This window comes from Rhizobium sp. BT-226, assembly GCF_025847085.2.
GTDB classification, from domain to species: domain Bacteria; phylum Pseudomonadota; class Alphaproteobacteria; order Rhizobiales; family Rhizobiaceae; genus Rhizobium; species Rhizobium sophorae.
On sequence record NZ_JAOYTI010000001.1, the window covers coordinates 366,412 to 388,794 of the forward strand.

19 protein-coding genes and 1 pseudogene are annotated in these 22,383 nt (G+C 61.5%); 13 read left to right on the plus strand and 7 right to left on the minus strand.

What is annotated here, in order from left to right; translation table 11 throughout:
• Positions 1-20 precede the first annotated feature (20 nt).
• The 4 genes from OIU37_RS02040 to OIU37_RS02055 are packed head-to-tail and all read left to right on the plus strand — an operon-like array spanning position 21 to position 3,535.
• Positions 21-1,049 (plus strand): ABC transporter permease, encoded by a 1,029-nt coding sequence (locus OIU37_RS02040; protein ID WP_130661557.1) that lies wholly within the window; start codon positions 21-23, stop codon positions 1,047-1,049.
• Entirely contained in the window at positions 1,046-1,948 is a 903-nt protein-coding gene (locus OIU37_RS02045) for an ABC transporter permease (protein ID WP_264255250.1), read from the plus strand. Before OIU37_RS02040 ends, OIU37_RS02045 begins: the two co-directional genes overlap by 4 nt.
• A gap of 1 nt (position 1,949) precedes the next feature.
• The gene (locus tag OIU37_RS02050) at positions 1,950-2,795 is read left to right on the plus strand and encodes an ABC transporter ATP-binding protein (RefSeq protein ID WP_264255252.1); all 846 of its coding nucleotides are present in this window, start codon (positions 1,950-1,952) and stop codon (positions 2,793-2,795) included.
• On the plus strand, positions 2,792-3,535 hold the full coding sequence (locus OIU37_RS02055) for an ABC transporter ATP-binding protein (RefSeq protein ID WP_264255254.1): 744 nt from the start codon (positions 2,792-2,794) through the stop codon (positions 3,533-3,535). The genes OIU37_RS02050 and OIU37_RS02055 overlap by 4 nt, the downstream gene beginning before the upstream one ends.
• 20 nt (positions 3,536-3,555) lie before the next feature.
• Here the strand turns inward: OIU37_RS02055 and OIU37_RS02060 are convergent, their stop codons facing one another.
• Positions 3,556-4,608: a LacI family DNA-binding transcriptional regulator gene (locus tag OIU37_RS02060; protein WP_264255256.1), complete on the minus strand. Its 1,053-nt coding sequence runs from the start codon at positions 4,606-4,608 to the stop codon at positions 3,556-3,558.
• Between the two features lie 185 nt (positions 4,609-4,793).
• Here OIU37_RS02060 and OIU37_RS02065 point away from each other — a divergent pair, with 185 nt between their 5' ends.
• The 5 genes from OIU37_RS02065 (at position 4,794) to OIU37_RS02085 (ending at position 11,847) form a co-directional block, all read left to right on the plus strand.
• Positions 4,794-7,316 (plus strand): hypothetical protein, encoded by a 2,523-nt coding sequence (locus OIU37_RS02065; RefSeq protein WP_264255257.1) that lies wholly within the window; start codon positions 4,794-4,796, stop codon positions 7,314-7,316.
• Positions 7,317-7,381: 65 nt separating this feature from the next.
• Positions 7,382-8,641 (plus strand): ABC transporter substrate-binding protein, encoded by a 1,260-nt coding sequence (locus OIU37_RS02070; protein ID WP_264255259.1) that lies wholly within the window; start codon positions 7,382-7,384, stop codon positions 8,639-8,641.
• Positions 8,642-8,652: 11 nt separating this feature from the next.
• On the plus strand, positions 8,653-9,690 hold the full coding sequence (locus OIU37_RS02075; protein ID WP_264255260.1) for a carbohydrate ABC transporter permease: 1,038 nt from the start codon (positions 8,653-8,655) through the stop codon (positions 9,688-9,690).
• On the plus strand, positions 9,687-10,736 hold the full coding sequence (locus OIU37_RS02080) for a carbohydrate ABC transporter permease (RefSeq protein ID WP_003539547.1): 1,050 nt from the start codon (positions 9,687-9,689) through the stop codon (positions 10,734-10,736). The genes OIU37_RS02075 and OIU37_RS02080 overlap by 4 nt, the downstream gene beginning before the upstream one ends.
• A gap of 31 nt (positions 10,737-10,767) precedes the next feature.
• Complete coding sequence (locus OIU37_RS02085) at positions 10,768-11,847, plus strand: ABC transporter ATP-binding protein (protein WP_264255266.1); 1,080 nt, start codon at positions 10,768-10,770, stop codon at positions 11,845-11,847.
• A gap of 305 nt (positions 11,848-12,152) precedes the next feature.
• On the opposite strand, the gene paoC is transcribed toward OIU37_RS02085, so the two are convergent.
• The 6 genes from paoC to OIU37_RS02115 all read right to left on the minus strand — a co-directional run bounded on the left by paoC (position 12,153) and on the right by OIU37_RS02115 (position 18,299).
• Entirely contained in the window at positions 12,153-14,363 is a 2,211-nt protein-coding gene (paoC, locus tag OIU37_RS02090; protein WP_264255268.1) for an aldehyde oxidoreductase molybdenum-binding subunit PaoC, read from the minus strand.
• A 156-nt stretch (positions 14,364-14,519) separates the two neighbouring features.
• Entirely contained in the window at positions 14,520-14,801 is a 282-nt protein-coding gene (locus OIU37_RS02095) for an amidohydrolase (RefSeq protein WP_264255270.1), read from the minus strand.
• A 122-nt stretch (positions 14,802-14,923) separates the two neighbouring features.
• Entirely contained in the window at positions 14,924-15,817 is an 894-nt protein-coding gene (locus OIU37_RS02100) for a LysR family transcriptional regulator (protein ID WP_264255272.1), read from the minus strand.
• Positions 15,818-15,952: 135 nt separating this feature from the next.
• Positions 15,953-16,747, minus strand: a complete 795-nt coding sequence (locus OIU37_RS02105; protein ID WP_264255274.1) for a carboxymuconolactone decarboxylase family protein — start codon at positions 16,745-16,747, stop codon at positions 15,953-15,955.
• Positions 16,748-16,868: 121 nt separating this feature from the next.
• Positions 16,869-17,852, minus strand: coding sequence for an aldo/keto reductase (locus OIU37_RS02110; RefSeq protein ID WP_264255275.1), 984 nt, complete (start codon positions 17,850-17,852; stop codon positions 16,869-16,871).
• Between the two features lie 66 nt (positions 17,853-17,918).
• Positions 17,919-18,299, minus strand: coding sequence for a DUF2255 family protein (locus OIU37_RS02115; RefSeq protein WP_264255276.1), 381 nt, complete (start codon positions 18,297-18,299; stop codon positions 17,919-17,921).
• Between the two features lie 464 nt (positions 18,300-18,763).
• Between OIU37_RS02115 and OIU37_RS02120 the strand changes: the two genes are divergently transcribed.
• The 4 genes and pseudogenes from OIU37_RS02120 (at position 18,764) to OIU37_RS02135 (ending at position 22,200) form a co-directional block, all read left to right on the plus strand.
• Positions 18,764-19,504, plus strand: a complete 741-nt coding sequence (locus OIU37_RS02120; protein ID WP_264255277.1) for an SDR family oxidoreductase — start codon at positions 18,764-18,766, stop codon at positions 19,502-19,504.
• A 343-nt stretch (positions 19,505-19,847) separates the two neighbouring features.
• Positions 19,848-20,779: pseudogene (locus OIU37_RS02125) on the plus strand (NAD(P)-dependent alcohol dehydrogenase).
• Positions 20,776-21,483, plus strand: coding sequence for a YafY family protein (locus OIU37_RS02130; protein ID WP_264255278.1), 708 nt, complete (start codon positions 20,776-20,778; stop codon positions 21,481-21,483). Before OIU37_RS02125 ends, OIU37_RS02130 begins: the two are co-directional and overlap by 4 nt.
• Positions 21,484-21,573: 90 nt before the next feature.
• Positions 21,574-22,200 carry an isoprenylcysteine carboxylmethyltransferase family protein gene (locus OIU37_RS02135; RefSeq protein WP_264255279.1) on the plus strand — a complete coding sequence of 209 codons (627 nt, stop codon included), beginning with the start codon at positions 21,574-21,576 and terminating at the stop codon, positions 22,198-22,200.
• Positions 22,201-22,383 lie beyond the last annotated feature (183 nt).

Consider the following 22,383-nt stretch of genomic DNA (forward strand, 5'->3'; position numbering starts at 1 on the left):
ACTTCCCAGGACAGCCGATCATGAAGGAACTCTCCGTAGCCGAATTTGGCCGACGCCTGGCGCATTTGCTGGTCAGCCTGTTCATCCTCTTATGTGTGACCTTCGTGATTGGCCGCGTCTTGCCCACCGATCCGGTCGGCGCGATTGTCGGCGAGCTCGCCGATCCCGCCGCCTATGCGGCGATGCGGGCGCGCCTGGGGCTCGATCTGCCGATCTACCAGCAGTTTTTCCTCTATCTGAACGGCCTGGCGCATGGTGATTTCGGCACCGCCGTCCTCACCGGCAATCCCGTCTCTTCGGACCTTGCCCAGGCCTTTCCGGCGACATTCGAGCTCGCGACGCTGGCGGTGATCATTTCGACCTTCGTCGGTGTCCCGCTCGGGCTGGTCGCGGCACTCTTTCGCGACAGCTTCATCGACAAGACGGCCCGGGTGGTCGCGCTCGTCGGTCATTCGATCCCGGTTTTCTGGTTCGGCATCGTCGGGCTCGTCATCTTCTATGCCGGCCTCAATTGGGTCGGCGGGCCGGGCCGGATCGATGTCTTTTACGAAGGCCTCGTCACGCCGCAAACCGGACTGTTGTTGGTCGACAGCCTGCTGCAGGGCGAGACGGAAATCTTCTGGAATGCGCTCGGCCATATCATTCTGCCGGCCGTCATCCTCGCCTATGCGGCGATGGCCTACATCACCCGCATGACACGCAGCTTCACCCTGGAGCAGTTGAGCCAGGATTATGTCATTGCGGCCCGAGCCAAGGGTGTAAGCCCGCTCGGCACGATCTGGCACCACGTCCTGCCGAACATTGCGGTGCAGCTGATCACCATCCTTGCCATTTCCTACGGCGGTCTGCTGGAAGGCGCTGTCGTGACCGAGATCGTTTTCTCCTGGCCGGGCATTGGCCAGTACATGACCAACGCGCTGATGATCGGCGACATGAACGCCATCGTCGCCGGCACCATCATTGTGGGATTCATTTTCATGTTGTTGAACTTCCTGGCCGACGTCGCTTACGCCGTCTTTGATCCGCGTATGCGGGAGGCCGCCCGATGAGCGATGTTATCCGCAGCGAGATTCATATCCGCCCGCCAAGTGTGTCGACCCGTATCGCGGCGTCGTTTGCGCGCGCCGGCCGCAAATTGGCCCACGAGCCGCTCGGTCTTGCCGGTTTCGTCATCCTTGGTCTGCTTTGCATTGTCGCGATCTTCGCGCCGCTCCTGGCGCCCTACGATCCGGCCATACAGTCGCTTGGCGAGGCCTTGCAGCCGCCGAGCCTCGCGCACCTGGCAGGCACGGACGAATTCGGCCGTGACATCTTGAGCCGCCTCATCTTCGGCACGCGCATCACCATCCAGACCGTGCTGTCGATTTCCTTGATCGTCGGGCCGATCGGCCTGCTGATCGGCGTCGTTGCCGGCTTCTTCGGAGGGCGCACCGATGCGCTGCTGATGCGCGCCACCGATATCGTTCTCTCTTTCCCGTCGCTGATCCTGGCGCTCGCCTTTGCTGCCGCACTCGGGGCCGGCTTGACCACGGCCATCATCGCGATCTCGCTGACTGCATGGCCGCCGATTGCCAGACTCGCGCGCGCCGAGGCCCTTGTCGTCAGAAACGCCGACTATGTAGTCGCCGCCCGCCTTTATGGCGCCTCGCCGATCCGCATCCTTCTCCTCTATATCGCGCCCATGTGCGTTCCCTCAGTCATCGTTCGCCTGACCCTCAACATGGCGGGCATCATCCTGACGGCGGCCTCCCTTGGCTTCCTCGGCCTCGGCGCCCAGCCGCCGGCGCCGGAATGGGGCGCGATGATCTCCAGCGGCCGCAAGTTCATGCTGGATTATTGGTGGGTTGCCGTGATGCCGGGTATCGCCATCCTCCTCACCAGCCTTGCCTTCAACATCGCCGGAGATGCTCTGCGCGACATTCTGGATCCCCGCCATGCAAGGTCGTGACATGCAAAATCGTGATCTGCAGCCCGTTCTTTCCGTCGAAGGATTGAGCGTCCGTTTCGGCCGAGGCGCCGTGCCCGCCGTCTCCAATGTCAGCTTCGACGTCGGGCGCGAACGCGTCGGGATCGTCGGAGAATCCGGTTCCGGCAAATCGACGACGGGTCGCGCGATCATGCGCCTTTTGCCGCCGGCCGCGGTGGTCTCGGCCGAACGCATGGATCTTAGCGGCGATCCGTTGCTTTCAAAGAGCGAGCGTCAGATGGGAGCGCTGCGCGGCAAGGACATCGCGCTGATCATGCAGGATCCGCGCTATTCACTGAATCCGGTGCTTTCGATCGGTAAACAGATCGCCGAAGCTGCCCGCCTTCACCTCGGTCTTCACAAGAAACAGGCGCATGAGGCTGCCCGCGCCATGCTGGAGCGTGTGCGCATCAGCGATGCGGAGCGGGTCATGGCGCTTTATCCGCATCAGATCTCGGGCGGCATGGGCCAGCGCGTGATGATCGCCATGATGCTGCTGGCGCGGCCGAAGCTTGTCATTGCCGACGAGCCGACCTCGGCGCTTGATGTCAGCGTCCGAAAGGACGTGCTGCTGCTGCTCGATGAACTGGTGCGCGAGAACAATTCCGGACTGCTGTTGATCAGCCACGACATTCGCATGGTGGCAGCCTTTTGCGAGCGCATCATCGTCATGTATGCCGGCCGGATCGTCGAGACCCTGACCCGTCTCGAGGATGCTCGCCATCCCTATACCCGCGGGCTGATCGCTGCGCTGCCCGACCCCAGGAACCCGGTTCGCCGGCTTGCGGTTCTCGACAGGACGAAACTCGATCTGGAGACGGCGCAATGATCAATGTGCGTGACCTCGATGTCCTCTTTGCCTCCGGCAAATCAAGCAACCATGTCGTCAGAGGCATCAGTTTTCAGGTTGGCCAGGGGGAGACGCTGGGTATTGTCGGTGAATCCGGATGCGGTAAATCGACGGTGCTGCGTTGCCTCGCCGGCATGGAGTCTGGTTGGACCGGTCACATCGAGCTTGGCGGCAAACCGATCGGCAAGAAGCGCTCCCGCGACGAGCTGAAATTTGCCCAGATGGTGTTTCAGGACCCTTACGGATCTTTGCATCCGCGCCATCGTATCGGCACCGCCTTGGCCGAGCCGCTGCGCGCCATGCGCCATTCGGATATCTGGTCGAAGGTCGAGAGGGCGTTGATCCAGGTGGGTTTGCCGGCGAGCTTCGCAAACCGTTTTCCGCATGAGCTTTCCGGCGGCCAGAGGCAGAGGGTGGCAATCGCCCGGGCCCTGATCCTGTCGCCGCCGATCCTGTTGCTGGACGAGCCGACATCGGCGCTCGATGTCTCGGTCCAGGCCGAAATCCTCAACCTCCTTGCCGATCAGCGCGAGGAAAAGGGCCTGACCTATCTGCTTGTCAGCCACGACCTCGCGGTCATCGCCCATATGTGCGATCGGGTGTTGATCATGAAGAATGGCTGCTTCGTCGACGATCTCACCAAAGCGGATCTGCAGGCCGGCACGACGCATGATGCCTATGCGCGAGAACTGTTCGAAGCGAGTTTTATCGAGGCTTGATATCCTCGATCGCGGTGGGTTCAGCGGCCCGCCGTTGCGGCAGGGATGCGGACGGCCGCAACGCTGCCTCTTTCGACGAGATGGCAGGCAAGCTCGACGCGCCGCCGTGGGGCCGCAAGGCCGAGCATCATGTCGCGCAGCAGATCGAGCGCGGTGGCGCCGAGTTCGCGCATCGGAATATGCACCGTCGACAGCGGCGGATTGAGAAAGGCCGACTGCGGCAGATCGTCTATGCCCATGACCGAGATGTCCTGCGGCACGGCATAACCCATCGCCTGCAATCCGCGCACCGCGCCATTGGCAAGACTGTCGCCCGCCGTCAGGATGGCGGTGAAGGAGAGACCCTTCTCGCGAACAAGACGAGTGATTGCTTCGGCGCCGAGTTCCGGCAGCCAGTCGTCGACCTCGAGCACCAGATCGGCATCGGCGGCCAGCCCATGATGCTGCAGGGCATCGCGCCAGCCCTCAAAGCGCCGCTCGATCGTCCGCCGACCCGGCCTCAGCATGAACAGGATGCGTTCATGCCCGGCCTTGATCAGCCGCTCGGCGGCAATGAAGGCGGCCGAGCGGTTGCAGGGCGTCACACTCGAAAGCCGCATATAGGGATCGTCGCTGTTGACGAGCACCACGGGCTTTCCGAGATCGGCGGCCGCCGCCAGCATCTCCTCTTCGTCGACAGTCAGGATCAGCATGCCGCCGAAGCTCGGATCGTCACGCATCTCGGCGAGGACGCGGGCCTCATCCCCCTTGTCGGCAACCGGGCGTATCGCCAGTTCGATGCCGAGGGCGGCGGCACGCGCGTTCAATCCTTCTAGCACATAGAGCGTGAACTGGTTGCGGACATAGTCGATCATCGCCGCGCCGGAGGCGACGAGCATGACCTTCTTGCCCGCAACACTCGCCGGCAGGGCGTAGCTGACCGCACTTGCCGTTTCCAGAACCAGCTTGCGAATCTCCGGCCTGACGCCCTTTTCCCCTGCCAGTGCACGAGACACCGTGCTGATCGAGACGCCGCATCGGGCGGCAATGTCGTCGAGGCGCGTGCGCCTGCCTTTTTTCTCTTCCGCCGCCATGTCATCTCCTCGCTCCCAACGACTATGCAAAAATCTTTCAGATTGCGCAAATGGGATGCCTGTGCACAATTGTTGCTTGAGGAGTCCGCGACAAGCGGCAGAGCAGGGAGGCTTTGAAATGTGGCTAGACGGCCAGTCCATGCGTCGGGCGTTTTACCCGTCCCAAGGCTTGAGCGGGCTGAAATATGACCACTGAGCAGCAATCCCATCTCCGCCGCGCAACGCCAAAGGCTAGCCCGATCGTCTACTGGCAGCTCGCCGAGCTGTGGCAGCAGCGCTACGACGTTGCCGATCGTCCGATGGAAGGCAGCATGGATCCGTTTTTCTTCGTCACCAAGACGAAGAATTTCATTCCGCATGAATATCCCTGCCGTACCGAATTCAAAAAATCCTTCTCCGACCAGAGGCCGCAACCGGCTGCCGAATTCGAGGCCGTCCGCTGGTGGCTTCCCTTTGCTTCCCCCCGTGTTGATCTCTCCGGCTTCTGGTTCCGCCCGACACGCATCGGCTGCTGGGCGCGCACCTTCCTCGATGCCCGGTCGACGGGGCGTGCGACGCTCCGCCTGTCGACCTGCGGCGGCGCGATCCTCTTCGTCAATGGTCGCGAGCAGGGCTTCATGGCGCCATACCAGCGCAATCTCGAAGCCCAGCAGCTGTTCGAGGTCGAGCTGGCGGCCGGCCTCAACGAGATCCGCGTCTATTTCGACGATCTCGCCGAGCGTGACGCCCGCTTCTATTTCCAGCTGGACTATGTCGAAGGGCCGGAAGTTGAAACCGCTCTGCCTGCTCCCATCGCCGCCGGCGATGCGGATGCGCTGGAGGCGATCCTCGAAGGCATGCGCTTCGACCGCACCGCCTATCTCGGCGAAGACGTGACCATCCTTTTTCCCGCGCCGCTGCCGGTGGCGCTGACCTGCCATGTCGAGATCGAAGGCGACTTCATGTCGACCGAGCGCTTCGATTATGATTTCGATCTGGAAGCGGGAGCAACGAAACTGGCGCTCGGAACCTCGGCTGATATGCCCGCCGATTTCCGTCATTTCCGCATCACCTTCAAAACAGGCGCGCTTTCGCTCGGTCGCACGCTCGGCGTCGAGATCTGTCATCCTGAGCGACAGGGGGATGCACCCGCCGCCCTTGAGGAACGCGTCGCCGAGGCGCTGGCCGAGGTTGCCGCCCATTCCGAGCCCGACACCGTTTGCGCTTTCGCGCGTCTCGCTCTCGGGCAGGGCGGCGAGGAAACCGAGGCGATGATCTCGGCGATGCTGCCGGTCATCGAGGATTGCCACGACTGCGCCGATTTCGTGCTGGTGCCGCTGCTCTTTGCCTATACGCGCTGGAGCGATCTGCTGTCACCCGAACTGCGCGACAGGATCGAGCACGCCGTCCTCAATTACCGCTACTGGATGGATGAGCCCGGCAACGACGTTCAGTGGTATTTTTCCGAAAACCACGCGCTTCTCTTCCACACCGCCGCCTATCTCGGTGGCAGGCTGTTCCCCGATGCCGTCTTTGTCCGCTCCGGCCGCACCGGCGCCGAGCAAATGAAGGTTGGCGAAGAGCGTGTCCGCGCCTGGCTCGATCATTTCGAGCGCTGGGAAATGGCCGAGTGGAACTCCGTTCCCTATTTCCCGATCGATCTCAAGGGGCTGACGGCGCTGGCCGCCTGTGCGCCGGATGAGACGATCCGCGACCGGGCGAGTGCCAGCACTATCCGCCTGATGGAGATTGTTGCCCGCTCGGCCCATCACGGCATGCTGACCGGCAGCCAGGGCCGCTCCTACGAACATACGCTGCGCCCCGGCCGCTCGGTCGAACTCTCAGCCATCGCCCGGCTGCTCTGGGGCCGCGGCTGGTACGGCCGGCGTGTCCACGCTTTGCCGCAGCTTGCCGTCTGCATTCGCGATCATGGCCTGCGTTTTCCCGAAGCGCTTGCGGCGATTGCGGCGCACCAGTCCGACGACGCGCAGGAATGGACCTTTTCCCAGGGCGAAAACCGTTTCGCCGCCCTCTACCACTATAAGACCCGTGACACCGCGCTCGGCACCATTGCCCATTATCGCCCCGGCGCCTGGGGCTATCAGGAGACGGTGCTGCATCTGCGTCTGGGTCAGCGACCGGAAGCGCAGATCTGGATCAATCATCCCGGCGAGACCATCCAATTCGGCTATGGCCGGCCGAGCTTCTGGGGCGGCTGCGGAACGCTGCCGCGCGTGCACCAGTATCGCGATCTGGCGATCCTCGATTTCGACATCCATGAGGGCCAGCCGGATTTCACCCATGCCTGGTTCCCGCTCGAGGCGTTCGACGACACGGTGGTCGACGGCAATCTGGCGCTTGCCCGCTCCGGCAACGGCATTGCGATGCTGATCGGCAGCGGAGCATTGGAGCCGGTAAAGCACGGCCCGACGACGGATATCGAGCTGCGGCTAGCCGGCCATAAGGGCCGCTGGATCGTCCGTCTCTCCGATATCGGGCGCGAGGGTGGCCTCGACGGCATGCAGGCGCGTTTCGCCACGCTTTCGGTTCGCCGCGACGAAGAGGGCGCCTTGATCGTCGTCGATCCGGATTATGGCCGGGTGGTCTTCGAAGAAGACGGCACCGTGCGTGCCGAAGGCCGTATTCTTCGCCCGGCGGACTGGTCGGTGCGGGGAGACGCGGTACATTTGGAGATACCGGGCCGGCAGCCTCAGCGCGCGGCCTCGTAGACGACGTGTCCGGTAGGTGGAGGACCGGTCGGACGCAGGAATTTATCGGTCAAGAGGAGGAGAAAATGACCAGAATGAAATCGATCGGTGCGGTTTTCGCCGCAGTTCTCTTGAGTTCCGTCGCGGCCCATGCCGGCGACGTGCGCATCATGTGGTATTCCGATGGCGGCGAAGGCGAGGTGGTCAAGGACCTGCTCTCGCGCTTCTCCAAGGCTAATCCCGACGTCAACGTCATCCTTGACGAGGTCTCCTACGACGTCGTCAAGGAACAGCTGCCAGTGCAGCTCGAAGCCGGGCAGGGGCCGGATATCGCTCGTGTCACCAATCTGAAGGCGCAGGCCCAGCACTGGCTCGATCTTCGCCCGCTCCTGGCTGATGCTAAATATTGGGACGATAATTTCGGCGCCCAGGCAGACTGGATGCGTCCGGACGGCTCGACTGCCATCACCGGCTTCATGACCCAGCTGACGCTGACCGGAGGCTTCGTCAACAAGACGCTGTTCGAGCAGGCAGGCGTCGAGATCCCCGGCCCGAAGGCCACCTGGGACGACTGGGCGGCGGCGGCCAAGAAGGTTGCCGACAGCCAGAAGGTCTTCGCCATGGCGATCGACCGCTCCGGCCACCGCGTCTCCGGCCCGAATATCTCCTACGGCGCCAACTATATCGCCGCCGATGGCAAGCCGGCGCCGATCGATCAGGGCGCCAAGGACTTCCTCAGCCGCTTCGTCAAGTGGAACGAGGACGGCACCATGAACAAGGATGTCTGGGTCAGTGCTGCCGGCACCACCTACCGCTCCGCCGCAGAGGACTTCATCAATGGCGGCCTTGCCTATCTCTATTCGGGCAGCTGGCAGGTTTCGGGCTTCGCCCAGAAGATCGGCGACAATTTCGACTGGGTGATGGCGGGCAGCCCCTGCGGTTCGGTCGCATGCTCCGGCATGCAGGGCGGCGCCGGTCTGGTTGCCGTCAAATACACCAAGAACCCAAAGGACGTCGCCAAGGTGATGGATTACCTGGCAGGTGCCGACGTGCAGAAGGAATTTGCCGAACGCAGCCTGTTCATTCCAGCGCATAAGGGTGTCGCCGCCGGCCAGATGGACTTCAAGACCGACAATCCGCATGTGCAGGCGGCGCTGAAGGCCTTCGTTGAGGCGGCCGGCCAGACGGCGGCACCCGCCATAAAGCTGCCGGGCTGGAAGTGGTCGGATGCCTATTACAGCGCCATCGTCGCCCGCATCAGCCAGGTGATCGCCGGCGAAATGAAGCTTGACGATGCCTATACCCGCATCGACGAGGACATCAAGGCCAAGGTCGCCGGCAACTGACGGAAGAACAGATGACGGCGAAGACGGTTTCTTCTGAACCACCTGTCAAAACCGGTCTGCGGCAGGCGCTGCTTGCGCCTGTCCGGCTTGTCATGGGGATCGTCGACATTCCCATGCGTGGCTGGCAGAAGCTGACGGGGCTGAACGGCATGGCGGGCGTCTTCCTGGCGCCCAACATGCTGATCTTCACCGTCTTCGTGCTGCTGCCGCTGGTCATCAATTTCATCTATTCGACGACGAGCGGCAGCGCCATCTTCCTGCAGAACAGGACCTATGTCGGCGCCGACCAGTACCGCATCCTCTTCGACTGCCGCTCTTATCTCGATCCCTCGACCTGTGCTGCCGACACCTTCTGGGCGGCGGTGCGCAACACCGCCGTCTTCGTCGTCTTCCAGGTCACAGTGATGCTGATCGCAGCGCTGGCAACGGCGCTGATCCTCAACCGCGAGTTTTCCAATCGCGGCTTCTGGCGCGCCGTCTTCTTCTTCCCGGTGCTGCTGTCGCCCGTCGTCGTCGGCCTGATCTGGAAATGGATCCTGCAGCGCGAGGGCCTGTTGAACTATGCGCTCAGCCCCTTCGGCTTCGAACCGTTTTCCTGGCTCAGCGATCGTTTCTGGGCCTTCTTCTTCGCGGTCTTCGTCTCGGTCTGGGCGCATATGGGCTTTTATGCGCTGATCCTGCTTGCCGGCCTGCAGGCGATCCCGCGGGATCTCTACGAGGCGGCGGCGATGGACAGCGCCCGCCCGATCCGCATCTTCCGGCGCATCACCCTGCCGCTTCTGATGCCGAACCTCATCGTCGTTCTGGTCTTGGCGCTGATCCGCGCCGTGCAGATCTTCGACGAGGTCTTCGTGCTGACCGGCGGCGGGCCGGGCACCAGCACCATGTACATCACCCAATATATTTATGAGACCGGCTTTGCGAGTTCGCTGCGCAATCCGGGGCTGGCTTCCGCCGCCTCGATCCTGATGGGCATCGTGCTCGTCATCCTGACGCTGGTCCAGCTCGGCGTCAGTAACCGCAACGAGAAGAAGGGAGCACGCCAATGAGCGCTGTCTCTGCCTTTCTGCTCCGCCGCCGCGGCCGAGGCTGGCACTGGACGGATGTCGTCACCTGGATCTGGCTGATTTCAGGCGTCTTCCTGATGTTCGGCCCGGCCGTCTGGCTGGTCTTCTCCTCCTTCAAGACGCCGGCGGCCCTTGCCGAGTTCCCGCCCTCCTTCCTGCCCTATGTCACCGAACAGGCAGTGGTGCCGGGATACGACAAGCCATTGCCGCTCTATAATGTCGCAATGCCGGATGGCAGCACGCGTGTGCTCGCCGAAGTCCGCCGCATCGGCATCATCGGCCAGATGGTCGATCCGAAACAGCCGGGCGAAATCGTCAAGGCGAATATCAAGGACCGCACGCCGGTGCGCCAGGTCGAATTCGCCGGCGGCAACTACACCGAACCTTTCCAGCGCTTCGATTTCTTTCTGTTCCTGCGCAACTCCGTTTTCGTGACCGTCGTGGCGACGGCGATTACGCTGCTCGTCAATTCCATGGCCGCCTTCGCGCTGTCGAAATACCAGTTCCCCGGCCGCACCGCCGTCATGCTGATGATCCTGGCGACGCTGATGGTGCCGCTCTCGGTCATCGTCGTGCCGCTCTATTCCGTCATCGGTACGTTGAACCTCTTCGACAGCCTTTGGGGCGTCATCCTGCCGACGGTCGCCACCCCGACGGGCGTCTTCCTGCTCAGGCAATACATGCTGACGATCCCCGACGAATTGCTCGACGCCGCGCGTATGGACAAAGCCAGCGAGTGGCAGATTTACTGGCGCATCATCCTGCCGCTGTCGGCGCCGGCTCTCGCCGTGCTGGCGATCTTCTCGGTCGTCTGGCGCTGGAACGATTTCCTCTGGCCGCTGATCGTGCTGTCGCGCAAGGAACTTTATACGCTGCAGGTCGGCCTCAACGTCTATGCCGGCGAACTCAATGTGCAGTGGCACTATATCCTCGCCATGACCGTCGTTTCGATGATCCCGGTCGTGCTGATCTTCGTCTTCCTGCAGCGCTTCATTACGACAGGCATCGCCGGCTCGGGGCTCAAATAGGCCAATCTTAATATAAGCAACAGGAGAGTGCATGAGCGGGCTCGAGCTCAGGAACATCGTCAAGAATTTCGGCGCCGTCGAGGTCATTCGCGATGTCTCGCTTGAGGTCAACGACGGCGAGTTCGTCGCTTTCGTCGGCCCTTCCGGTTGCGGAAAATCGACGTTGCTGCGCCTCATCGCCGGCCTCGATAAGCCGACTGCCGGCAGCATCGCCATCGACGGCAAGGATGTTACCGCTATCAGCGCCGCCGATCGCGGCCTGGCCATGGTCTTCCAGTCCTATGCGCTCTATCCGCATATGAGTGTCAGGGAAAACCTTGCCTTCGGTCTCGAGAACACCAAGGTGGCGAAAGCCGAGATCGAAGCGCGCATCACCGACGCCGCGCGCATGCTGGAGATCGAACCTTTCCTGCAGCGCCGTCCGGGCCAGCTCTCCGGCGGCCAGCGCCAGCGCGTTGCGATCGGCCGCGCCATCGTGCGGCGGCCGGATGCCTTCCTGCTCGACGAGCCGCTCTCCAATCTCGACGCGGAACTCCGGGTCAGCATGCGCGCCGAACTGGCGGCCCTTCACGCCCGCCTGAAGGCGACGATGATCTATGTCACCCACGATCAGGTCGAGGCAATGACGCTGGCCGACCGCATCGTCGTGCTGAGAGGCGGCAGGATCGAGCAGGTGGGAACACCGCTCGAACTCTACAACAAGCCGGCCAACCGTTTCGTCGCCGGCTTCATCGGCGCACCGCACATGAATTTTCTCGAAGGTGCGATTGTCGGTCACGAGGCCGGTTTCGCTGAGGTCGAAACCGTCGGCGGCCATCGTCTCTCGGTGATTGCCAAGGAGGCACGCCCGACGGGCGAAAGGGTCAGCATCGGCATCCGCCCGCAGCATATCACCCTTGCCGATGCCGTCTCAGCGAGTAGGCTGGACACTCGCGTCACCCTTGTCGAAGAACTGGGCTCGGAGACCGTGGTTCATGCCGACGCAGGCGGGAAGAAGCTGATTGCGGTCTTTGCCGGCCAGCAGCGGATGAAATCAGGCGACAGCCTACCCCTGCACCTCGACCCCGCCGTCCTGCATCTTTTTGGCGAGGATGGTCGGCGTCTATCCTGATGTCCTTTGAGACCTCTAGAGCTTCCGGGTTAGATTGCAGCATTCTGCCGGAGCAGGTTTTCGTCAGGGCAAAGGCGATTGGCGAAGGGCATACCCCAAGGTACGTGCGAGCCGATCGCCTTTGATCCTGGCGGAAAGATGCCCGGCCCTTTGGGTTGGCTGAAACGGGCCGCCTGATCGACCGGCCGGCTTGGCCGTAGAGCCGGGCTACGACACGCGCCGGCCGGTCGACCATCCGACTCCGTTTGTGCCAACAGAATGCTTCAATCTAACCCGGAAAGGCTCTAGTCATTTCGCCGGGACTATCACTCGCGATGAGGCAACCGATCGAGCAATTTCTCCAGTGTGATCGGATATTGCCGCACCCGCACGCCGGTTGCGTTGTAGACCGCATTGGCGACGGCCGGCGCGACGCCGGTCAGTCCCAGTTCCCCGACGCCTTTCGCTTTTACCGGCGATATCGCTGGATCTACTTCGTCGAGGAACACCGCCTCGAGATGAGGGATGTCGGCGTGGACCGGAACCTCGTAGCTGGCGAGATCATGATTGACGAAGAAGCCGGATCTCTTATCAACCACCATCTCTTCCATCAGGGCCGCCCCGATTCCCATCGTCATCCCGCCGATCACTTGGCTACGCGCCGTCTTGGGGTTGAGAATGCGGCCGGCGGCGCAGACGGCGAGCATGCGGCGAACGCGAATTTCACCGGTATAGACATCGACGCCGACCTCGGAAAAATGCGCCCCGAAGGTCTGGATCGCAAAGCGCTTTACCAGATCGCCGAATTCCATGACGTCCTCGGCGACGAGATCGCCATCGGCGGCAGCGCTAGCGAGCAGCGCGCGTCGATTTCCGGAACGAACCTCACCGTCGACGAACTCTGCCTCTGCGGCGTTGAAGCCCAGACGCTGGGCGACCACCGCCCGCAGCTTCGTGCAGGCAGCATAGACGCCTGCGGTGACGGAAGGCGCGCCCTGCTGTCCTCCAGATCCCGGCGTTTCCGGAAAACTCGAATCCCCGAGCTTTGCCACCACGCGCTCGATCGGCAGACCCATCATCTCGGCCGCCGTCTGCTGCACGATCGTATAGCTGCCGGTGCCAAGGTCCGTCATGTCGGTCTCGACCGTCAGCATGCCCTGGCGATCGAGACGAACCCGCGCTCCGGCCTTTGAAATCGGTGCGCCGCGGATCGCACCCGCCATGCCCATTCCGATCAACCAGTCACCATCGCGGACTTGACCTGTCTCTGTTTTCCGCATGCTCCATCCGAAGCGCTCGGCGCCCGTGCGCAGGCATTCGACGAAGGGACGCGAGGAAAAGGGCCGATCGGCATTTTCCGGATCGACCTGAGTATCGTTCAGGATGCGGAACTCGACCGGATCCATGCCAAGCTTTTCGGCCATCTCGTCCATGGCGATCTCGAGCGCCATCAAACCGGGCGCCTCTCCCGGCGCACGCATGGCATTGCCCTCGGCCAGGTCGAGCGTCGCCAGTCGGACAGCTGTCATCCGGTTCGCCCCGGCGTAGAGCGACCGTGTCGAAAGGGTGGTCGGCTCGGTGCGGCCGCCGGCGAGATTGCCCGACCAGCTCTCATGACCGACCGCCGTCAGCTTGCCGTCGCGCGAGGCGCCGAGCCGGATCCGTTGGATCGTCTTCGGCCGATGGATCGTATTGTTGAACATTATCGGACGTTGAAGCGCGATCTTCACCGGTCGCCGCACCATTCGCGCGGCAACGGCCGCCAGCACCAGATCTGACTGGACCGTGCCCTTACCGCCGAAGCCACCACCAATGAACGGTGAGATCAGCCGAATATTTTCGCGCGGAATGCCGAGAATGAGTCCGAGATCGCGGGTGCCCCAATTCATCTGCTGGATTGATGTCCAGCACGTCACCCGATCGCCATCCCAGGTCGCGATCGTGGCATGCGGCTCCATCATCGCATGCGCCTGGTCGGGAACAGTATAGGTCTCGTCAACCTTCACCTCCGCGGCTGCGAAAGCCTGGTCGAAGTCTCCGACCTGCGTCTCGGTCGGTCCACCAAACTCCATCTGCGGTGCAACCGGCGCGCTGTCCAGTTGCTCGGCGAGATCGAATCGGCCCGGGCTGCGCGCATAGTCGACGCGGATCAGCGAGGAAGCCGCGCGTGCCTGTTCGAAGGTTTCGGCCACCACGACTGCAACGGGCTGATGGTAGTGATCGACATCAGGGGCAGCCAACATGCGCTGGACATAAAATTTTCCGACACCAAGCGGACCGGCATTGCGGTGAGTAATGACGGCCAGCACGCCGGGCGCGGCCTCGGCGCGCCGGGAGTCGATCGATGAGATCCGGCCCTTGGCAATTGCCGCGCCAAGGATATAGCCGTAGGCAGCGTTTGGTGCGACGTTGTGATATTCGTAGGCGTAAGTCGCCGTCCCTGTCGTCTTGAGCTCTGCCTCGAAGCGGTTGTGAGGCTGGCCGACAACGGTCATCCGGTCAATCGGGTTCGGTCCTGCAGGTGTGTCGAACTTCATGGATCAGTCCTCGCTTGCGCTATCACGTCGCTGAGCGTCCGCTCCACCAACAACAGCTTGAACGGGTTCTTGAGTAGGGGCTCCGCGCCTTCAGTAGTCCGTCAACCGGAATAGTCGATGCTGGGACCGGTGCTCAGGGGCGAAGCAGTGGATCGCTCACGTGAGTAAATGGGTCACGCATCGGAAAGGATTACCGGCGGCAAATTGCAAGACCTTATGAGTCTGCCTCACGAACGGAAGCATTCTGCCGAGATCAGGCGAGCAGGCGGCCTGCGGTGAGGCGCTCCAGTTCGCATGCGCGAACTTCGCCTTGTCGGCGGCGTCGAGCTCCAGATCTTCGACAAATCGCCGCGCATCGCCTCCGGGGCGATACTGGTATGGGTAGTCTGTGGAGAACAGGATGCGGTCCACGCCGACGGCATCGATCGCCTGCCGCAACTAGGCAGTGCGGAACATGCCGCTGGCCGTCAGAGACGAGATGGCCGCCGTTTGCGCTTCATTTCCCGCAGGAGCCGCGCAACGGCGCCTAAAATGGCTCTCCACGGTGTCGTCGCAGCCGCTCACGTTGAATAACGTAACGCGTTCACGAGAAGGGAAAAAGCGGGCGAAGACTGGCGTCGGCTTGGGTAGTAGAGATGGAAGCCCTCCCAATAGGGCGAAAAGTCTTCCAGAAACCGGTGGAGGCGACCGGTTCCGAGATGGAGCTTGGCGATATCTTCCGGGACATAGGCAAAGCCGAAGCCGTCGAGAGCCGCCTCAAGAACGTTGTAGATCGTGTTGAAGACCAGTTGTCCGTCCACCCGAACCTTGATCTCGCGGCCGTTCTCTTCGAATTCCCAGGCATAAAGACCGCCATAGGTGGGCAAGCGCAGATTAATGCACCTGTGCTGCATGAGGTCCTTCGGATGCTTTGGAATATCGCGTGACGCAAAATATGATTCCGCGGCAACGACCGCGAAGCGAACATCAGGCCCGATCCTCGCAGAGATCATGTCCTTGGCGATCTGTTCGCCGAAGCGCACGCCAGCGTCATAGCCTTCGCTGACGATGTCCTGCAGACCGTAGTTCACGTCCAATTCGAGCCTGATGTCGGGATATTGGTGGAGAAAGGTTCGAAGCTTCGGCCATATGTAGCATTGGATCTGGTAGTCGCCGGCGGTTAACCGGATGGTTCCCGCCGGCTGGTCCCGAAGTGTGTTGAGTCCATCGAGCGCAGATCCGATCTCGTCGAAAAGCGGACCGATGCTCTGTAGCATCCGTTCGCCGGCCTCGGTCGGCGAGACGCTGCGTGTCGTCCTCGTCAGGAGTCGCACGCCCAGCCGCTCCTCGAGCTGACGGATCGTGTGGCTCAGCGCCGACTGTGAGACGCCGAACTTGGCGGCGGCTTTCGTGAAACTGCGCTCCCTCGCAACCACCAGGAACACCATCAGGTCGTTTATATTCTGGCGCTCCACTGATGATTCCTTCTCATAGACAGACGCTCATCATAAACGTCTGCCCATGAAATGGGTAGCAATGAAGCCTGGATCAGCAAGCACGCCGGAACCTCTTTGCACAGGACCGGCATGTTTTTGCTGCAGGCTGGAGCCTCACTTAGCCCGGCTGCGCAGCACCTCTCCGACAACCGACGACGCAGAGAAGGCGTTCGGCCAGCCGGCGTAGAAGGCCGTATGGGCAACGACCTCGCCGGCTTGTTCGGCGATAAGGCCGTTATCCATGGCTCGGTTGAGGTGATAGGCAATTTGGGCGCTCTGGCCCGATGCGATCAGCGAACTGACCGTCACAAGGCTGCGGTCTCGCGGTGCAAGGCCCGGCCGCTGCCAGAGATCGAGGAACAGCGGGTCGGTCGTAAACTGCACCAGCCCCGAAGAGATCGGACCGACATTCTTCTCAACGCCGGTGGCGCGTTGGCGCTCGGCCTCTTCGTTGAGCGGCAGCAATTGCGGAGAGGCGGCAGGCAGCTGAACGGCCGTGATGCCCCGATCTTTAAATACGCTCTTCGTCGCGGCGACCGCGGACATCGCGTTCGACCAGCCTGAGTAGAAAGCCAGATGCGTGATGATCTCGGAAACCTCCGTCGGGGTCACCCCGTTATCGAGAGCGACGTCGACGTAGTGCTTCAGATCGATTGCCTGACTTCGGGCGATCAAAACGGCCAGCGTGACGATGCTGCGGTCGCGGCGTGACAGTTGCGGCCGCTGCCACAGGTTTCCGAGCACGTCCTCTTCAGCGTATCGGCCAAGGGCCGGCGATGCGGACCGAATGTCGCTGAGCGACAGTGATGAAGCACTTGCCGGCATGGCTCCACCTCCACTTCCTTCCTGGGCCATGACAGGCTCGCCCATCGTGAGCGAGATTGCCGTGGCGGCCAAAATTCGTTTCATGATGATATCCTTCCAACTTGGTTGTTCCGGCATCGCCTGGAATGGGCCTGCAACGGCGCAACGACGAAAGCCGCAATGCGCCTGTCGTCAGCGTCGAAGCAGGTTGCCGCAGAATGTGCCGCTAGAGACCCGATCGGCGCAGCATTGCGTCGGGGTAACGAGCTCCCTGAATGACGATGTTGGCTTGCGCGATCTCGTCGAGATCGACCTTGTCCAAGGTGACGTTCACTGCCCCGATATTCTCCTCGAACCGTTCGAGCTTGCGTGTGCCGAACAGTGGAACAATCCAGGACTTCTGGGCCAGCAGCCAGGCTAGGGCGACCTGCGCAGGCGTCGCGCGATGCTTCTCGCCGATTTTGCGGATCAGATCGACCAGCTTCTGGTTGGCGATACGTGCTTCCTCGGAGAAGCGGGGGATTCCCGCTCGGATATCGGAACTGTCGAATGTGGTGTTGAGGTCGATCTTGCCGGTCAGAAATCCCTTGCCGAGAGGGCTGAAAGGCACGAGCCCGATGCCGAGCTCCTCGATCGTCGGAATGATTTCGGCTTCCGGCTCGCGGGTCCACAAGGAATATTCGCTCTGCAACGCTGCCACCGGCTGCACTGCATGCGCTCGCCGTATGGATTGGGCACCCGCCTCAGACATGCCGAACCACCGCACTTTGCCCTCGGCAATCAGCTCCCTGACCGTCCCAGCCACATCTTCCATCGGCACGTCCGGATCGACCCGGTGCTGATAATAGAGGTCGATGTGGTCGGTGCGCAGGCGCTTTAGGCTGCCCTCGATGGCGCGGCGGATCTGCGCCGGCTTGCTGTTGACGCCACCACGGTGCTCGCCGGTCTCCTGATCGATATCCCAGCCGAACTTCGTCGCGATCTTCACCTTGTCGCGAACCGGAGCAAGCGCCTCGCCGACCATCTCCTCGTTGGTCCAGGGGCCATAGACCTCGGCGGTGTCGAAGAAATCCATGCCGTGTTCGACAGCGGTGCGAAGCAGGTCGATCATCTCGGCCCGGTCGGGAAGCTCGCGGGCCTTGCCATAGCCCATGGCGCCCAGCGACAAAGCGGAGACTTCCAGGCCCTGGCCGAGTGTGCGCTTGATCATCTTGCGGCTCCTTTGCTTGAGTTGGTTTGGATGGCTACCGACGACGCCATCCGGATCCGACCGCCGTCAGGCAGTTTCTCCACGCGGCGTGATCCGGACGGTTGCCGCGCGTGCTCGGGCGCTGACCATCGGCGCGAGATACTGGCTCTTGCCGTATTTGGCGCGGTAGGCGTCGTCGATGCGATTGTTGATCGGGCCGTCGACAGGCTCGAAGGCAACCGTGCGCGTCATGCCGGCGGCAATGATCCGTCCGGCCTTCTGGTGGACCGCGGCCTGATACCAGCGGGACTTCTGACCATGGTAGCCGCGCACGTAGAGCGCGCCATCGACGACGACCTCCCAAATCCAGGTCGGGGTCCCATAGGTGGCGCCATCTTCCCGAAACGGTGCGATTTTCAAATCGTCGGCCTGATCGATTTTGCTAAGCTCGTCATCCGACCAGTTCATCGTCGCTCTCCGCAGTCGTCGTACCGCTTCCCGATCTTAATGCTCTCAATATAGAGCGCGTGCCCAACCATGATTAGGCGCCGCAAATCGCATGAACTTATGAGCGTGAATCATCAATACAGGTCACAGGTGAGGTTCGGCCTGCGATGCAGCCTTTCGCTCTTAGGGGCTCTGCTGGAAAGGTGGCTGAAACGCACCTGATCATCGCTCACGTCAACAGGCGACGTAACCCGGTGCGAGGGAACATGGCGACTGGATTGCGGTATGATCGGCATTCTGCTACGAAGGGCCCGTCGAAAGAGTGCTGACCGGATGGTAGCCCGGTCGCCGTCTCAAGGGACGGCAATTCTCCCTCCAAGGGTATCCGCGACACCCGAGACCGGCTTGCCGGTCGCAAAGGTGTGTCCGCTGATAACCACGTCATCGTCGGCGCACCTTCTCAACTGTTGGAAGGATGGACGACCTTGAAGCTCACAGGAAACACAATTCTCATTACTGGCGGCGCAACCGGCATCGGTTTTGCGCTGGCGCGGCGCCTTTCCGAAAAGGGTAATCACGTCATCATTTGCGGTAGAAGCGAAGCCGCGCTCCGGAAGGCACAGGAGGACGTGCCTGCGCTGATCACCCGCATTTGCGACGTTGCCAACGGCGAGAGCCGCCACTCCATGGTCGAATGGCTGAAGGCGGAGCATCCGGCACTCAACATCGTCGTCAACAACGCCGGCGTTCAGTATCGGCGCGATTTCAATACCGATCCGGCGATCGACACTCTCGATCAGGAAGTGGCGATCAATCTTACGGCGCCGATCCATCTGATCGCCGAGCTGCTCGCTACCTTGCGGCAGCAAGAACATGCGTTCATCATCAACGTCAGCTCGGGCCTCGCTTTTTCGCCGATGGCCGATGTGCCGGTCTATTGCGCCACGAAGGCCGCGATCCACTCCTTTACGCTCAGCCTGCGCCATCAGTTGAAATCGACAGCAATTCGGGTGATCGAGGTCGCACCACCGATCGTCGATACCGCTCTCGGCGGAGGTACGCGCAGCGAAGGCACCGCAAGCCGCATGATGGTCTCCTCGGAAGAGTTCGCTGCCGATGCGCTGGCGCAGCTTGAAGCGGATAAGGACGAGATCCTCGTCGGCATCTCCGCGGACACGCGCCGGATGGGCGAAGCCGTGTTCGAGCGCATGAACAGCCGCTCCTGATGGGTGTGGATTGCCCTGACCGGTCGCGGCAATCCCTCCCGAAGATCGCTGCTCGCCCGCTGGATATCCAAGCGGACGACGTCACACCAACGATGGTGCCAGAATCTGGCACCGTGGTGGTCTAACCTGCATCGACGTGACGGAATTCAGGAAAGCCATGGTCATCAGACTTCGCGGCGACGCCGGAAAATGCCTCCGCGGATGTCCGTGGGATCCCAAGCATCCCCGTCAAGCGCGGGCAGGGGAGGTCGCCTGGTCATCGGGCCGCTGGCGCTGCCCGGGCTCCGAGGCGGCTGCCACTGTCACAGTCGTGCCTTCAGCAAAACAGGAAGAATGGCTCACCATGAAACGCATTCAATATCACCAATACGGCGGCCCCGATCTAATGCGGCTCGAGGAGTTCGAACTGGCTTCGCCGGGTAAAGGACAAGTGGCGGTCAAGATCAAGTTCGCAGCGATCAATCCCATCGATTGGAAGCTGCGGGCGGGACGGATGAAGATCGTTACGGGAAGGGCTTTTCCTCGCGCAATGGGGATGGATATTTCCGGAACGGTCATTTCGGTCGGTGAGGGGGTGACGCGTTTCAAGATCGGGGATGCCGTGTTCGGTCTTGCCCGGTTCAAGGAGAGCGGCGCCCTGGGAGAGGCTGTCGTCACCAAGGACAGTTTCTTGGCCAAGAAGCCCGAAACCATTTCGTTTGAGGAGGCGGCTTGTCTCGGAACGCCTGGAGCCACTTCTTGGAATGGGCTGGTCGACAAAGCGAAGCTGACTGCCGGCGAGCACGTCTTCATCAACGGCTGTACCGGTGCGGTGGGCGAAGCGGCTGTGCAGATCGCGCAGATTCTGGGCGCACGGGTCTCGGGCAGTTGCAGCGCGGTGGCGACTGAACGGGCGCGGGCCCTCGGTGTTCAAACCGTGTTCGACTATCGGACAACTGATTTGTCGACGGTTCGCGAGCGTTTCGATGTGGTCTACGACACGGCTGCGACGATGACGGACGCCGTGGGGCTTGGGCTCTTGCGTCAGAATGGCCGGTTCGTCGACCTCAATCCCACGCCGGGGAAATTCATTCGGTCGATGTTCAACCGAAGACTGAAGGTTGTGGTGTGCACACCGAGGTCCGAGATTCTCGACCGACTCGCTCGTGCCGCCAAGGACGAAAATCTTCGCCTTTCGATCGCCGAGATCGTGCCTCTCGCGAAGCGATTCCACTCATCACGGCTCTTGAGTCCGGACGCAAGCTCGCCGGAAAAGCCCTGGTCATGATGGATTGAGCGTGTCACGAAGCCATCGATTATTTGACCTGATGCAGGTTCTTCGTCGTCACCGCGGAACGGTGGCCGGTTTGACGCTTGCGCGCGAGCTCGGCGTTTCGCTGCGGACCATCCGTCGTGACATCGTGACGCTGCAGGCCATGGGCGCGGATATCGATGGAGAGCCCGGGGTCGGCTACATACTGCAGCCGGGCTTCCTTTTGCCGCCTCTGTCTTTCACGGAAGAAGAGATCCAGGCGCTTGTTGCTGGAGCGCAGTGGGTTAGTCGGCACACGGACGATGCTTTGGCGAACGCTGTTCAAAACGCGCTCGCAAAAATCGGCGGTGTGCTTCCGCCCGACCTGCGACGGGGCTTGGACGACAACACGTTCTTTGTTGGTCGTTCTGAAAAAGGTTCATCGGTTGTTGATCTGGCGCAGGTCAGGCGAGCGATGCGCGAGCAGCGAAAGATCCGCATCACGCACGTAGATCAAAGCGGGGCTGTGTCCGAAAGGACCATATGGCCAATCATGCTGGGATTCATTGATTCACAGCGATTTATCGCGGGTTGGTGCGAACTGCAGGGCGACTTTCGCATCTTCCAAGCTGACCACGTCATGACCGTCAGTTTCCTGGACGATCATTATCCGGGAAACCGCCGCCAACTCGTCAAGGAGTGGCGCGCTCAGGAAAAGCATCCCTGCAAACAGAGGGATTGCGGATAGCTGATTGTTGCCTCGGCCCCCGAATTCAACCTCGCTCTGCAGACATGCCTGCAGAGCGTTTCGAAGACTTTATAGAGATCGGAAATAATGATGGCTTATACGACTTCCTCCGACCGCCCCTTCAAGCAGAAGCGGCGAATTTGGGCCTTTTGGGTGCTGACCGTTGCCTTTGTCACCTTCCAGCTCATCGCGCATCCGGGCCTTGGATCTGAAAGCCTTTTTCTGACCCTGCTCGCTCAGTTCGGTACATTGTTGATCGCCCTTGGCATAATCGGACGAATCTGGTCGACCATCTATATTGGGGGTCGAAAGAATTCCGCGCTTGTGACCCAGGGACCCTATTCGATCACGCGCAATCCTCTTTATCTCTTTTCGCTCTGCATGATCAGCGGTGTCTGCCTGGTGTTTGGTAGTCTGCTTTTCACCGGAATTTTCACGCTACTCGCCTATCTTGTGTTCAGATATACGGCGAAGCGGGAGGCCGTATATTTGTCTCACCTCTTCGCCGAGCCATATGCGGAATACGCCCGGCGCACACCGTTGTTCTGGCCCAATTTCTCCAATTTTGAGTGGGCGCAGGCTCCGGTGATTTCCAACCGGGCGCTGCTGGTGACATCAAGAGATTCTCTCTTCACCATCGCCATGATCCCATTTTCCGAACTGGTCGAATACCTTCGAGAAAGCGGCTTTCTAGCCGTGGCTATTATTGTTCTTTGAAAGTGACCGTGTGAACAGCACTTCGAGGCGAGAACGGCGGCCTCTGTCCTAATAGGCTGTGACAAACCGCTCGTCAGCTTCCGGTCGGGCGCTCGCAATTCGCATGCGCGAACTTCGCCTTGTCGGTGACGCGCCGAGGTCCGGATCTTCGATAAAGCGCCGAGCCCGGCTTGATTGATCGAT

What these genes read in the sequence shown, in the direction of transcription:
- OIU37_RS02040 (WP_130661557.1), top strand. Translation starts at nt 21, where the DNA reads ATGAAGGAACTCTCCGTAGCCGAATTTGGCCGACGCCTGGCGCATTTG.
- OIU37_RS02070 (WP_264255259.1), top strand. Translation starts at nt 7,382, where the DNA reads ATGACCAGAATGAAATCGATCGGTGCGGTTTTCGCCGCAGTTCTCTTG.
- OIU37_RS02080 (WP_003539547.1), top strand. Translation starts at nt 9,687, where the DNA reads ATGAGCGCTGTCTCTGCCTTTCTGCTCCGCCGCCGCGGCCGAGGCTGG.
- OIU37_RS02060 (WP_264255256.1), bottom strand. Translation starts at nt 4,608, where the DNA reads ATGGCGGCGGAAGAGAAAAAAGGCAGGCGCACGCGCCTCGACGACATT.
- OIU37_RS02115 (WP_264255276.1), bottom strand. Translation starts at nt 18,299, where the DNA reads ATGAACTGGTCGGATGACGAGCTTAGCAAAATCGATCAGGCCGACGAT.
- OIU37_RS02110 (WP_264255275.1), bottom strand. Translation starts at nt 17,852, where the DNA reads ATGATCAAGCGCACACTCGGCCAGGGCCTGGAAGTCTCCGCTTTGTCG.
- OIU37_RS02050 (WP_264255252.1), top strand. Translation starts at nt 1,950, where the DNA reads ATGCAAAATCGTGATCTGCAGCCCGTTCTTTCCGTCGAAGGATTGAGC.
- paoC (WP_264255268.1), bottom strand. Translation starts at nt 14,363, where the DNA reads ATGAAGTTCGACACACCTGCAGGACCGAACCCGATTGACCGGATGACC.
- OIU37_RS02055 (WP_264255254.1), top strand. Translation starts at nt 2,792, where the DNA reads ATGATCAATGTGCGTGACCTCGATGTCCTCTTTGCCTCCGGCAAATCA.
- OIU37_RS02105 (WP_264255274.1), bottom strand. Translation starts at nt 16,747, where the DNA reads ATGAAACGAATTTTGGCCGCCACGGCAATCTCGCTCACGATGGGCGAG.
- OIU37_RS02045 (WP_264255250.1), top strand. Translation starts at nt 1,046, where the DNA reads ATGAGCGATGTTATCCGCAGCGAGATTCATATCCGCCCGCCAAGTGTG.
- OIU37_RS02065 (WP_264255257.1), top strand. Translation starts at nt 4,794, where the DNA reads ATGACCACTGAGCAGCAATCCCATCTCCGCCGCGCAACGCCAAAGGCT.
- OIU37_RS02075 (WP_264255260.1), top strand. Translation starts at nt 8,653, where the DNA reads ATGACGGCGAAGACGGTTTCTTCTGAACCACCTGTCAAAACCGGTCTG.
- OIU37_RS02135 (WP_264255279.1), top strand. Translation starts at nt 21,574, where the DNA reads ATGGCTTATACGACTTCCTCCGACCGCCCCTTCAAGCAGAAGCGGCGA.
- OIU37_RS02085 (WP_264255266.1), top strand. Translation starts at nt 10,768, where the DNA reads ATGAGCGGGCTCGAGCTCAGGAACATCGTCAAGAATTTCGGCGCCGTC.